The organism is Xanthomonas codiaei, from assembly GCF_002939785.1.
Taxonomy (GTDB): Bacteria; Pseudomonadota; Gammaproteobacteria; order Xanthomonadales; family Xanthomonadaceae; genus Xanthomonas; species Xanthomonas codiaei.
This window is the reverse complement of the sequence record NZ_MDEC01000051.1, coordinates 1-13,761: the sequence shown is the minus strand read 5'-3', so window position 1 is coordinate 13,761 and position 13,761 is coordinate 1. Positions and strand designations below refer to the sequence as shown.

At 65.4% G+C, this 13,761-nt stretch carries 8 protein-coding genes; all 8 read right to left on the bottom strand.

The annotated features are described in order from the left end of the window. Positions 1–106: 106 nt before the first annotated feature. Positions 107–1,027 (bottom strand): endonuclease/exonuclease/phosphatase family protein, encoded by a 921-nt coding sequence (locus XcodCFBP4690_RS21425; protein ID WP_146092004.1) that lies wholly within the window; start codon positions 1,025–1,027, stop codon positions 107–109. Between the two features lie 50 nt (positions 1,028–1,077). After that, positions 1,078–4,212, bottom strand: coding sequence for a discoidin domain-containing protein (locus XcodCFBP4690_RS21420; RefSeq protein ID WP_167394745.1), 3,135 nt, complete (start codon positions 4,210–4,212; stop codon positions 1,078–1,080). Between the two features lie 26 nt (positions 4,213–4,238). Beyond that, on the bottom strand, positions 4,239–5,075 hold the full coding sequence (locus XcodCFBP4690_RS21415; protein ID WP_104544250.1) for a carbohydrate ABC transporter permease: 837 nt from the start codon (positions 5,073–5,075) through the stop codon (positions 4,239–4,241). Next, positions 5,072–5,956 (bottom strand): carbohydrate ABC transporter permease, encoded by an 885-nt coding sequence (locus XcodCFBP4690_RS21410; RefSeq protein ID WP_104544248.1) that lies wholly within the window; start codon positions 5,954–5,956, stop codon positions 5,072–5,074. The genes XcodCFBP4690_RS21415 and XcodCFBP4690_RS21410 overlap by 4 nt, the downstream gene beginning before the upstream one ends. Next, positions 5,953–7,296, bottom strand: coding sequence for a sugar ABC transporter substrate-binding protein (locus XcodCFBP4690_RS21405; protein ID WP_104544246.1), 1,344 nt, complete (start codon positions 7,294–7,296; stop codon positions 5,953–5,955). Before XcodCFBP4690_RS21405 ends, XcodCFBP4690_RS21410 begins: the two co-directional genes overlap by 4 nt. Positions 7,297–7,299: 3 nt before the next feature. Then, a complete protein-coding gene (locus XcodCFBP4690_RS21400; protein WP_104544244.1) occupies positions 7,300–8,937 on the bottom strand; it encodes a glucoamylase family protein in 1,638 nt (545 codons plus the stop codon). A gap of 103 nt (positions 8,938–9,040) precedes the next feature. After that, positions 9,041–12,019 (bottom strand): TonB-dependent receptor, encoded by a 2,979-nt coding sequence (locus tag XcodCFBP4690_RS21395; RefSeq protein WP_104544242.1) that lies wholly within the window; start codon positions 12,017–12,019, stop codon positions 9,041–9,043. A 105-nt stretch (positions 12,020–12,124) separates the two neighbouring features. Beyond that, positions 12,125–13,147 (bottom strand): LacI family DNA-binding transcriptional regulator, encoded by a 1,023-nt coding sequence (locus XcodCFBP4690_RS21390; RefSeq protein WP_104544240.1) that lies wholly within the window; start codon positions 13,145–13,147, stop codon positions 12,125–12,127. Positions 13,148–13,761: the final 614 nt, after the last annotated feature.

Below are 13,761 nucleotides of genomic sequence, written 5' to 3'. Positions count from 1 at the left end.
ATCTGGTCTATGGCGTCCTCAAATCGGGCACCGCATTTGACCCACAGAAAGCCCTTGCCAGGTGAGGGGCAAGACGGTATCTACGGACTCTGTCGCTTGCGCGCTGCTACGGCGCGGACTGCGCCGGTGGTGCCAACTGCAGGCGTACCCACACGCCATAGTGATCCGATGCCCAGCGACCTTCGGCATATGGGGTGTCGAACAGGATGCGCGCTTCGCGTGCGAGCAGGCGGTTCTGCTGGAAGAACACATGATCGATGCGTGCCGGCGTGTCGAAGACATGCAGGTTCAAGGTGCTGACATCGGCCGTACTGTTGCGATGCACGCTGCCGTAGCTGTCGCCATAGCCCTTGCGCAGCGCCTCCAGATCCAGCGCATCGGCGGCGGTGTTGAAATCGCCTGCGATCACTACCGGGGCCTGTGCGCTGGTGGAGCCGATGAACTCCAGCAGATCGGCCACCTGGCGCGTTCGCGTGGCGGTGCCGCGCGCATCGGCGCGTTCGTTGAGATGGGTGACATAGACGTTGACCGATTGACCATCGAGGTCCACCTGCAGGTGCGCGGCGACGCGGTAGTCGTCCAGCGGCTGCAGCAGGCGCTGCTGGCCGGTCAGCACCTTGCGTCGGCTCAGCAGCGCATTGCCGTAACGCTTGGGTGCAGCGATGGGATCGGCCGAGGCGAAGATCAGGTCGTAGCCCAGCTTGCGCGCCAGCCAGGCCGCCTGGTTTTCCACGCTGCCGCGCCGCTCGATCACCTCCTGCAGCGCGATCACGTCCGGTGCAAGGCGCTTGAGTTCCTTGGCGATATGCGCGCGACGGCCCGGCCAATCCTCGCGGTCGTGATGCAGGTTGAGCGTGACCAGGGTCATCTCGCGCGCCGGCGCGGTGGAGGCAGTCGCCTGCACTGATCGTCCAGCCACGGGGGGCGCGCCGGGTTGCTTCGCTTGGTCAGCCTTGAGCTGCGATTCTGCCGGCCCTGCCTGCGCAGCCGCAGCGCACGCCACCAACACAGCCGCCGCGGCCAGCATCACGCCACGGTGGCGCCACTGCCCTGCCCGTCCCGGACAAGGCAGGCGCATCATTGCGTGGCCTTTTCGGCCCGCCGTACCGCGCTGGGCACATCGATCTGTACCGTGGCCGGCAGTTGCTGGATGCGCAGCTCGCCGTTGAGCCAGTCCACGGTTTCGCCGTTGACGCTGGCCTTGCCGGGTTCGCCCTGGTAAGGCCAGGCGAACACCACCCCACCAGGCGGCATCAGCAGGCCGGGCTGCAGCTGCAGCACCAGCTGTTTTTCGCTGCGCTGCAAGGTGTAGTTGAGGCGCCCGTATGGCGTGCGCAATTCGGCGATGCCGATGCCCTTGCCTTCGAACCAGCGCGTCGGGGTGCCGGCGGCAATCACCACGCTCTGGTCCGATTCGCGGGTGTAGGCGAACATGTCCAGCACCGAGCGCACGAAATCCGATGCCACCCAGGCATGCGGCAGGTCGCCGACAAAGAATGGCGTACGCGGTGTGCGCGACACCACTTCGGCCCACTGATTCCACGGCTGCGGTGCGCGATCCTTGAAGAAGAACGCAGTGGCGTCCCAAGCACGCTCGCGCCAGCCCAGGCGCACGAATGCGGCGACGTTGCGCCACTCGTACGGGGTGTAGTCCTTCCATTCGCGCTTGCTGTCGCGACGGTCGGAAAATTCCTTCCAGTAGCGCTCGAAGGTGTTGCTCAGCAGGTCCGGCGGCAGCCGCTGCTGTTCGCCGCCGGGGGTGAGCGCGATGGTGGTGGAGGTGGCATCGAAATCGCCAAGTTCGGCCGAGCCGGGCAGGAAATCCAGGCTGTGCTGGCGTACTGCCGCGCCCAGCGAAGCGATCAGGTCGCCGCTGAACTCATCGCGCGCCGCGCCGAAGCGGGCCACCTCATCCGGCTTGTCGAGCGCGCTGGCCAGCATCGTGGCGTCCTTGTAGCCGCGCAGCGCCCAGAAGTTGTCCCAGTACGAATGCACCGGCTTGGCCGAATAGCCTTCGTGGCTGATCGACACCGGCATCATTCCGTAGAAGGCCGGGTTGCGCATGAAGTTCTCTTCGGTGCGCTCGCTGGCGCGCAGCTTTTCCATGTAGTCGACCGCGCCGGTGACGTGCGGCCACATCTTCTCCAGGAACGCCCTGTCGCCGGTGTAGCGGTAGTACTCGGCGATGTTGTAGATCAGCTCGCCATGGCTGTCGTTTTCCGGCACCGGGTCGCTGCCGCGGTCGTCCACGCAGCACGGCACCATGCCGTCGGCGAATTGATACGGCGCGAACCAGTCGACGTAGTCGCGTACCACGTCTTCGCGGCCGAGCCGCAGCAGCCCCTCGGAGATCATTGCGCCGTCGCGGATCCAGCTACGCGAGTACGAGCGCGTGCCCGGCTGCAGGCGCGGGCCGATGCGCGAGATCAGCATGTGCGCCAGCGCCGTGCGCAAGGTATCGACCACCGGCTTGCCTTCGGCCGGCACGCTGATGCGCACGCGATCGAGCTTGCCGCGCCACTGCTGGGCCACCTGTTGTTGCGCGGCCTCCGCATCGAAACCGGCAGGCAACTGCGCGGCGCCGGTCTGCGGGATCACCAGCGCCACCTCGCGCCGTTGGCCCGGTTCCAGCTTCCAGCGATACAGCAGCACACCCGAGGCCAGGCCGGTTTCGTCCTTGACCTGGGTGGTGGTGGGCGGCGTGGCAGCGGTGAGATGGCTGACATCCATGCCGCTGTCGAAAGCAGTGGCGAACCCGGCATCGGGGCGCTGCGCCGCGAACACGCGCGGCTTGCCGTTGACGCTGACCTGGGCGCCATCCACGGCGAGCTGTTCGATCCGGCTGACGCCGCCCAGGGTGTTGAGGAACTGCGATGGCGGATTGACCTGGAACGGACGCACCGCCAGGGCCAGGGTGAACTCGCGCGCGTCCTTGCCGGTGTTGTGCAACTGGTAGCGCGCGACCAGTTGCGCCTGCTCCGGGGTGCCCTGCACGAAGGCGGTGACGCGCAGGTTCATCAGGTCGTGATGCCAGTCGACGCTGGGAATCGGCAGGTAGTCGTCCTGCAGGCTTTGCTCGCTGCTGACGTCGGACCAGTGCAGCAGCTTGCCGCCGGTGACCACGAACGGTTCGATGCTGAAACCGCCCTTGCCCACTTCCACCGCACCGTCTTCGCCGATCAGACCCTGTTCGGTGCCGCCGTCCAGGCCGAGGATGGTCCAGTACGGCTGCTCGCCGGAGAAGCCGCGCGGGTAACTGCCGCGTGGCAATTGCGCCGCCAGCGATTTGATGAACTCGTTGGGCGTGGCCGCGAACGCCAGCGGTTGCAGCTGTACTTCCTTGATGCCGTAGCGCCAGTTCGGGCCGTCCTTGAGATCGAAGCGCAGGTAGCGGGCTTCGGTATCGGGCAAGGCCAGCCAGTCGGTGCCGCCGGCACCGGCGGTGACGGTACGCAGATCGCGCCAGCTCCGTCCGTCGCTGGAGGAACGCACCTCGTACTGCGAGGCCTGCAGGCCGGGCACCCATTGCACCACGGCGCCACCGAATTCGCGCACCTTGCCCAGGTCCAGGGTGACGGTCTGCTGCTTGACCGCGCCGCTGAGCCAGAAGGTCTCCGGCTTGCCGTCGGCCAGGCGCTGTTCCAGCGCCGGTGCGGTGTCGGTGATGGCCTCGGCCTTCAGCGGCGAGGTGTCTTCAGGTGGCAGCGGCGTCAGCGTCAGGCGGTCGAAGCACACCGTGCCCTGGCCGCCGACCTTGTTGTAGATGGTGAACTCCACGTCCGCACTGGTGCGCAACTGCTTGTCCGCACCCGGGCCCCAGGCCTTCTCGATGTTGCGCTTGCGATAGGTGAATGTGGTCCAGTTCTTCGGGAAGTTGAAGCCCGGCCGGTTGACCCACCACACGTTGTCGCCGCTGGCGTCGATCATCTTGAACTGCAGGTCGTTGGAGGGCGACTCGCCGCGCACCGCGAACCCGATCCGGTAGTTGTCCGGATAGGTGATCGGCAAGCTGCGACGGATGCCCACATAGCCGGACACGCCGTTGAAGTTGTAGTCCAGGCACAGCGCATGTCCGCCCGAGGCCGTGGCCACCGGCCGCAGCGAACCGCTGACCTGGTTGGACACCACCAGGCGCCAGGCGCCGATGTCGTTGAAGCCGTCGAGCACGCGCTCCTGCGCCGGTGCCGCGCCCGCGGCGGCAATGGCGGTCATGGCAAGCAGTCGCAGGAACACTGGCTTCACCCCTTCACACTCCCCAGCAGAAGACCTTGAATGTAGTAACGCTGCAGCGCCAGGAACAATAGCAGCACCGGAATCACCGTCACCACCGCGCCGGCCATCATCAGCTCCACGTCCATGATGTGCTCGCGCGACAGCGCCGCCAGCGCCACCGGCAAGGTGTACTGCTCCTGGTCGGTCAGCACGATCAGCGGCCACATGAAGTCGTTCCACGAGCCCATGAAGGTGAAGATGGTCAGGGTGACCAGCACCGGCTTGAGCATCGGCAACACGATCTGGAAGAAGATCCGCATCTCGCTGGCGCCGTCGATGCGCGCGGCTTCGATCAGTTCGTCGGGAATGCTGCGCGCATACTGGCGCACCAGGAAGATGCCGAACACGGTCGCCAGCGCCGGCACCACCACCCCGCCGATGGTGTTGACCAGATGCAGCTGCTTCATCAGCAGGAACAGCGGCAGCATCGCCACCTGCGCCGGAATCACCAATGCGGCCATCAGGATCTTGAAGATGCGCTCGCGCCCGACGAACTGCAGCTTGGCGAAGGCATAGCCGGCCATGGTGTTGATCAGCAACGAGCCCAGCGTGATCAAGGCGGACACCAGCAGGCTGTTGGCGAAGTTGCGCGCCATGCCGGTGCGTGCGAACAGCTCGTGGTAGTTGGCGGTGGTGAATGCCGACGGCAGCATCGGCGGCGGGAACCGGCTGGCCTCGCCGGTGGGCATGAACGACACCGACAGCATCCACAATAGCGGCGCCAGGCTGACCAGGGCCAGCACCAGCAGGCCGCCATTGATCAGCACGGCATTCCAGCGCGATTGGCCGACATCACGACTCATATCAGGTCCTTCTTGCGGCCAAAGCGCAGCATCACCGTGGTCACCGCCAAAATGATCAGGAACAGCAGGAAGGCCACCGCCGACGCGCGGCCGAGGTTCCACCACTTGAAGCCTTCCTCGAACATGAAATACAGCACGCTGACGGTGCTCTGCAGCGGGTCGCCGCGGGTCATCACGTAGGGTTCGGCGAACAGCTGGAAGTAGCCGGAGATGGTGATCACCCCGACCACCATCAGCACCGGCCCGAGCATCGGCAAGGTGATGTGCAGGAACTGCTTCCAGCGCGAGGCGCCGTCGATGCGCGCGGCTTCGTACAGGTCCTGCGGGATGGCCTGCAGGCCGGCCAGGAAGATCACCATGTTGTAGCCGAAGTTCTTCCACACCGCGAACAGCATGATGGTGGGCATGGCCCAGCGCGGATCGCCCAGCCAGTCGATCGGGGCGATGCCCAGATGGCTCAGTCCGAAGTTCACCAGGCCGTACTTGATGTGGAACAGATAACGCCAGATCACCGCCACCGCCACCAGCGTGGTGACCACCGGTGCGAACAGCGCGGTGCGGAACAGGGCCTTGAAGCGCGAGGCCTTGGCGTTGAGCAGCAGCGCCGCACCCAGCGACACCGCGATGGACATCGGCACGCCCAGCAGCACGAAGTACGTCGTGTTCCACAACGACTTCCAGAACAGCGGCGTCTGCAGCAGCTCGATGTAGTTGCCCAGCCCCACGAAGCGCAGATGACTGCTGTCGGCCAGCGCGTACAGATCGAAGTCGGTGACGCTGAGCACCAGCGCGGCCAGCACCGGCACGCCGAAGAACATGCCCAGCACCAGGATCGAGGGCGCGGCGAAGACCCAGCCGGCGACGGAGTTGCGGCGCATCATCGAACACCTCCCTGCGCCGGCGCGGCCTGGGCTGCGGGGGACGCGGCAGATTCACCAACCGGCCCGACATGCCCGCCTTCCTGCTCGAAGATCCAGCGGCGCTTGGCCAGTATCTCGTCCACGCGTTTGTCCAGTTCCTGCACGGCGGCCTCGTGCGATTGCCCGCCGCGCACCACGCGCTCGGTCACCAGGCGCATCTCCTGCACGATGCGCTCCCATTCCAGCACCTTTGGCGTGGCCTTGACCCGCTCCAGCTGGTCGCCGAAGGCGCGGGCCAGTTCGTCGTTGGCCAGCGACGGAAGTTTCCAGGTGCTGCGCCGCGGTGGCAGGTCGCCGATGATGGCGTGGAAGCGCGCCTGCACGGCCGGCTGGGACAGGTATTCGATCAGCTTCCAGCTGGCCTCCTTGTGCTGGGAGGACTTGAAGATGACCAGGCTGGAACCGCCGGCAATGCCCGCACCCAGGCCATTGGGGCCAGGTAACGGCGCAGTCCCCCACTTGCCTTCCATGCCCGGCGGCTGCCGCAGCTTGAACTCGCGCACGTTCCAGGGACCAGAGAGATAGAACGCGTAGTAGCCGTTGAAGAATTCGTACCAGACATTGGAGACCTGGGTCTCCGATACCTTCGGCGCCCAGCCCTTCTGATACATGCCGTCGTAGAACGCCAATGCCTTGCGGAAGCCGGCGCTGCGGAAATTGCCGTAGTTGTCGTGATCGCGCAGCAGGCGGTCGTCCTGCTGCAGCGCGAAGGACAGCTGCTGTTCGAACTCGTTGAGCGGCATCAGGATGGCGTAGCGGTCGGGCCCGACGTGGCGCTTGATCGCCGCCATCACCTGCTCCATCTCGGCCCAGGTCTTGGGCATTTCGCTGTAGCCTCCCTCGCGCAACAGGTCCTTGCGGTAGAACAGCAGCCGCGTGTCCACATACCACGGCACCCCATACAAGGTGCCGTCGACCACGTTGGTGTCCCACACGCCGGGGAAATAATCGGCCGGGTCGACGATCTTCGAGCGCGCCACGTAGGGCTGCATCGGCTCGAGTGTGTCCAGCAAGGCGAATTCCGGCAGCCAGGTATTGCCCAGCTGGCACACGTCCGGCAAGCCATCGGCGGCGAAGGCGGTGAGCAGTTTTTCGTGCGCCGCGGTCATCGGGATGTTCTGCACATCCACGTGGATGTCCGGGTGCTGCTTTTCGAAATCGGCCACCAGCTCGGCCACCACTTCGGCCTCCTTGCCCATCGCCCAGAAGCGCACGGTGGTCTGGGCCTGGTCGGCACGGCTACATCCGGCCGCACCTGCACACAGGGCGGCGGCCAGTATCAACAGTTTCAGAAGGCGCACGGATTACTCGGGTTTGGGGCGTTGCGTGGAGTTTTGGCGTTGCGAGGGGTCTTGCTGCGCCTGGGCGGCGGCGGCACGCGATTCGGCCATGCCCAGCGACCGCGCGGCGGCTTTTTGCTCGTCCTTCTGCGGCAGCGGCTGCGGCTCGCCTTCGGGGGTGAGCCAGCCGCCGGTGAAGCCGGCGCGTTCGAGACCGCTACGGATGTAGGGATTCTTCTTCATGACGTTCCAGACGAATTCGTTCTGGTAGTTGGCGATCATGGTCAGGATCGGGCCCTGGTCGATGCCGATGTAGTCGCCCGCCACCCAGCCGCGGTTGGGCACCATGCGCCCGGTCTTGAGCGGGATGTCGTAGTTGAAGCTGGGGTTGAACGAATCCAGGAAACCATAGCTGGAATACAGATAGTCGCCGTAGCGCTTGTGCATTTCCTCGGTGGCCGGGATCACCACTTCCGGGGCGAACACGATCGAGGAGATGGCCGCGGTCGGCGCGATGGTGCCGTCGTCGAAGTTTTCGCGCAGGCCGGCGCCGCGCGAGGAATAGTGCCGGAACTGGCGCTGCTCGCCGCGGTATTCCTGGCTGGTGTTCTGCGGGCCGTCGCCGGCGGTCAGGCCCCAGACGTTCTCGCCGTAATCCTTCCACTTCATCGGGTTGTCGATGGCGTAGTCGCGCTGCGCCAGGGTGGCGCGGCGGCTGTTGAGGAAGTAGTCGATGCCGCGCTCGCGCATGTACTGGTCCTGGATATCGCGGAAGTCGATCCAGACATGGCTGTATTGGTGGCCGAACAGCGGGCCGAACGACAGGTATTCCTGGCCCTGGTACACGCCCCAGTCGTTGTTGTAGGTGCGGGTCCAGCTGGTCCACGCTTCCGGGTCCACGCCATGGGTGGGCGAGCCCAGCGCGAGGATGTACAGCATCATCGCCTCGTTGTAGCCCATCCAGTCGTGATCGATGAAGCCGCTCTCCGGGAACCAGCCCATCGAGATCAGCGGCGCACGTTGCTGCAGCCAACGCCAGTCCACACGCTTGTAGAGCGTGTCGGCGATCTGGCGGATCTCCTTTTCGCGCGGGTCCTCGCCGTCGTAGTACGACTGGGTGAACAACACGCCCATCATCAGCAACGCGGTGTCCACGCTCGACAGCTCGACCCAGCTGTCGTAGCGGTTGCCCTGCTGCATGTCCAGAAAGTGGTAGTAGAAGCCCTTGTAGCCGGCGCGGCCGGTGCGCTGCGGCCCCATCGGCGCATCGCGGAAGAACTTCAGGGTCGTCAGGGTGCGGTCGATCGCCTGATTACGGCTGATCCAGCCATTCTCGATGCCGATCGGATAGGCGGTCAGCGCAAAGCCCACCGAGGCGATGCTGGCGAACGGGCGCGACGGAAAGCGGTCCGGCGACAGCCCGTTGACCTCGTTGGTGGTGTCCCAGAAGAACTGGAAGGTGCGGCGTTCGATGTCCGAGAACAACGGCGGCAGCGGCGGCTTGACTGGCTTGGGCGGCAACTGCGCCTCGATCAGGATCACTTTCACCGGCGCCTTGCGTTCGGCCACCTTGGGTTCCTCGGCCTGTTTGCAGGACGCCAGTACCAGCGCGCCCAGCAAGAGTGGAATCGTCAACCAACGCGACGTGTTGCCCCTGTCCATCCGTCCCCCACCTGTGTAATCGATTACATCTCGCACGCAAACCTACCCTATCCGGGCGCCGAGTTCGACCGCCCCGGCCTTGTGGCCAGGGCGGTCGAGTACCTCACCAGTTCAGGCCGAAGGCCAGCCGGAAGGTACGCATCGGCGATGCCAGCACGCCGGTCGGCGTGCCGTAAGCCGTATTCAAGTCCTGCAATGTTCCGGTATCGCCGTTGAAGGCGGCGTAATTGACCCAGTTGAACACGTTGAGGATATCCGCACGCACATTGAATGTGACACCTGCGCCGGTATCCCATTCCTTATTGGCGGCAATGCTGAATTCCTTGTAGCCCAGCGTGCCATCCGGCTTGAACTGGATGATGTCGCACTGATCGTTGCCGGCAAGGCAATTCTGGCCGTAGCGCGCGGTCTGGCTGGCCAGCGACAGCTTGCCGGACAGCTTGACCTCGTACGGCAGCTCGTAGATGCCGGTGACCACCAGGCGATTCTTCGGGATGCCGCCGGCCTCGCGCCAGCCGTAGTCCTGGATGCGTTCGCGGTCCAGCGCGTAATGCTCGCCGAACTGGCGGTTCTCCTTGGCATCGGAATAGGTATAGGCCACGGTCAGGCCCCAGCCCGACTCCTCGTCGAAGGGCTTTTCGATCTGCAGCGCGAGCTGGTTGTTGCGGGTTTCTACGCCATTGGTGCCCAGCACGATGGCGCTGTAGCCATCGGGCCCGTCGGTCGGCACGCCCGAGGTGGTCCCGGGCTGGAAGAACGAACCATCCGGCAGGCGGTTGCCGCGCACGAAGGCAAAACCGTCGTGGCTTTCGATCCGGCTCAGGGTCACGTCGGTGAACCAGTCCTGGCCCCACAGCGGCACCATGTTGCGCATGCCGATGCTGAATTGGTCCGAGTACGGGGTCTTGAGGTTGTTGTCGATCAGGTAGACCTCGCGCCCACCACCGCCGGTGCTGCTGGCGGTCAGCGTGTCCAGCCCTTGCTGGCTGTTATAGGCCGGATTCCATGCCGTGCACGGGTCGCCCAGGCAGGCGGGGTTGTTGGCGCTGGTGAAGTAGTAGCTGTACGACTTAAAGGAGTTGTTGAGCTGCTCCAGGGCCAGGTAGTCGAAGATGTTGCGGTCGTACGCCCGGCCGGCGCCGCCGTAGATCACGTGGGCCTGGTCGCCGAACAGATCGTAGGACGCACCCAGGCGCGGCTGCCAGGCATTGTTGAACGCCTTGCGGTTGTTGCCCGTGCTGATGAAGTTGTTGATGTCGTAGTTGGCGTTGCGCAGGTTCGGCCAGTTCTGCAGCGCGCCGGCCACATCCGTCGGGGTGACGAAATCCAGGAACGCCGGGGTTTGTTCGTAGTCGTAGCGTACGCCCAGGTTCAGGGTCCAGTGCTCGTTGACCTCCCAGTCGTCCTGCAGGTAGATGCCGTACTGCTTGTTCTTGGACACCACCGAACCGCCACCGTCCACCAGCGGCGCGCCGAAGCGCACGCGGTACGGCGTCTGCACGTCGGTGAGGATGTTGTAGTAGTACTGCGGGTTGGCCGGATTGAACTGGGTCGAATCCAGATCGATGCTCTTGAACTTCACGCCCATCTTGACGGTGTGCGCGCCATGCCATTCCAGGCTGTTCAAGGTCAGGTCGTCCTGGAAGGTCCAGCCCTTCTGGCCCTTGCGCTGGAAACTACTGCCGGCACCGGCGGCCAGGATGTCGGTCTCGTTGCCGCGCACCGGGGTGTAGCTGAGGATGTAGCCGTTGCCGTTGTTGATCGGCGCCTGGTTCCAGAACGCGCTCTCGTAGCTGAGGTTGGCCTCGTTGAGGAAGTTGGCGCCGCTGTACTGCCAGCGCAGGTTGGCGCGCTTTTCTTCCTGCCCGTTGATGCTGCCATGTTCGTAGGTCGAGGTCCGGCCGACATCGTTGAGCTCGTCTTCCTTGCGGTACTTGCCGGTCAGCTCGAACAGGTGGTTGTCGCCGATGGTCCAGTCGATCTTGCCGAAGTACAGGTCTTCCTTGAACGGCGTGCTGGAGGTCACCACCAGCGGCTGCAGCTGCGCCGGCAGCTGGTCGACGCGGTCGGAATAAATCGAACCGGGGATCACCACGTTCGGCGTGGTGTATTCCTTGGCCTCGTAGGCGATGAAGAAGTGCGCCTTGTCCTTGAGGATGGGGCCGCTGAACGTGGCGCCGTACTGGGTTTCCTCGAAGTCGTCACGCACGCCGGCGCGCTTTTCCAGCGGGCTCTCTTCGCGCCAGCCGTCGTTGCTGGTGTCCCAGAAGAAGCTGCCGTGGAAATCGTTGGTGCCGGACTTGGACGAGGCCACGATGGCCGCGCCGCTGACCTGGTCGAACTCGGCCTTGTAGTTGGAGGTGATGACCTTGTATTCGCCGATCGCCGACTGCGGGAACGGGTTGCCGCGGCTGGAATCCTGGCCGCTGACGCCGCCGGTCAGCACATAGTTCTTCTGGCTGACGCCGTCGATGTAGACGTTGGTGCCTTCGGCCGAGGTGGCTCCCGAGCGCACCTTGGTGGTGCCGTTGGCGTCGCGGGTGAACTGCACGTTCGGCACGGTGTCGGCCAGCTCCAGGAAGTTGCGCGTGGCCCGCGGCAGGTTCTGGATCTGTACGTTGGAGATATACGTGGCGTTTTCGGAGGTACGGGTTTCCACCAGCACCGGCGGCGCCTTGACCTGCACCGCATCCAGCGTGGTGGCGTTACCACCATCGGCCGTGGCCGGCTCGCCGCCGACGCCCAGGTTCAGGGTTGCCGTCTGGCCCACCTGCACGGTGACGTTCTGCGTGCTGGTCTGGCCGTTGGCGGTGACATCGATCCGGTACGAACCCGGTGGCAGGCCGCCCAGCGAATAGCCGCCGTTGCTCACCTGCACGGTGCGGGTCAGGCCAGTGGCCAGATTGGTCGCGGTGACCTGCGCCTGTGCGGCCGGTGCCGCGTCGACCGTAACCTGGCCGCGGATGGTGGCACCGGTGCCTTGCGCGAACGCAGGCGCAGCGCCCAGCAACAGGCAGCTGGCCAGGGCACAGCTGAGCAGCTTGCGCGCCGGACGCGCGGAATGGGGGTGGTGGTGGTGCATGGTCCCTCCAGGGATCGGTACAGATTGTTGTTGTGGCGTTGCGGTGTTGCAGGAACGACCGCTGCGGGGGAGCAGCGGGGAGCGGACAGAACGTCCGCGAAAAGGTCAGGTGCCCGGCGCGCCGGCACCGCAGGACGTGCGGATCACCAGCTCGGGCGTGAGCAGCTGGCGCATGCCGTCGTCGCTGCCCGGCGCTTCCACCAGCCGCATCAGCCGGCTCATCGCCCGCTCGCCGAGGCGCGCGATGCTGACCCGCATGGTGGTCAGCGGCGGATGGACGAAACGGGCCAGCGGGATGTCGTCGAAACCGGCCAGGGCGACATCGCCGGGCACCGCGACGCCGGCCTGGGCGAACGCGTACAGGCAGCCGAGCGCGGTCATGTCGTTGGCGGCGAAGACCGCGTCGGGCAATCCGCCCGCAGCCAGCATCGCCAGCCCGGCGCGGTGGCCGGACGCTTCGTCGAAGTCGCCCGCATACTCGATTGCCTGCGCCTGCTCGCCGAATCCGGCAATCGCATCGCGGAAGCCGCGCAGGCGCTCGCGCGCATCGAAATTGAGCGCCGGCCCGCCGATGAAGGCGATGCGCCGGTGGCCTGCGCGCAGCAGATGCTCGGTCATGGCCATGGCGCCGGCATGGTCGTCGATGCTCAGCACCGGATAGCCGGCGCCGGGCAGGTGCGCATTGATCAGCACCGTCGGCAGCGCCTGCGGCAGGTTGTCGGTCAGGAAGCCCGGCTGCTCGGCGTACGGCGACAACACCAGCAGGCCATCCACGCGCCCGCGCATCGAGCGCAGCGCCCTGCCCTGGGCTTCCGGATCGCCGTGATAGCTGGATACCAGCAAGTGCTGGCCGGCGGCGCGTGCCGCGCCATCGATGCCGCGGATCAGCTCGGAAAAGAATTCGCCATACAGGTCCGGCAGCACCACGCCCAGCGTCTGCGAGCGCCGGCTGCTCAGGCTGCGGGCAGCGGCGTGCGGGCTGTAGCGCAGGCGTTCGGCGACCGCCACGACCTGCTGACGCACCGGCCCGGCGACGTTGTCATGCCCGTTGAGCGCCCGCGACACGGTCGCCACGGAGACCTGCGCTTCGCGGGCGACATCTTTGATGGTGACCGCACCCTTGGCCATTCGTGTCACCCTCCGCGACCGACATCCCAAAAACTGGCGCGGACTGTAAGCGTTTTCATAAGCAGACGTAAACCCCCGTCTTCACGTCTGTGGAAACGATTACAGATCAAGCATCTGCAAGTGATGAATGCGTGAAGTAACGTGCTGCGTCGCAACAAATAAGCACCCATGTGTCCACAGACGAAGCACAACGTGGATCACGGTTGGCAGTTCTTTCCACGGCGTGATGGGCGGTGGGCCTGCCCCTTCGGCGGGGTGCTTCCGGCTGCCGACAGCGCGCGGGTGGAGTTCGTGACACCGACGCGCCAGCGCCGCGACCGACGGCTGAAGCTCCAGCATTCCCTGCCTCGCAAGGAGTCCGCAGGAAGAATGCGTGATGGGCCAGCGCCGGCAAGGCAGCCGCGCTCAGGGGCGCTCCGGCTACGTAATGGAGGTGCTGCTAAGCGTCATGGCTGGGTTGTCCACCCGGGCGCTGCCCCCCGCCTGTAGGAGCGCACCCGGGCGCGACGGGGCTTTATCGGTAACGCTCCCGTCGCGCCCGGGTGCGCTCCTTGTATCTGGACATGGTCGCCTAACAGCGTTATGTCTTCCGACTGATCATCGGAGCAGATGCA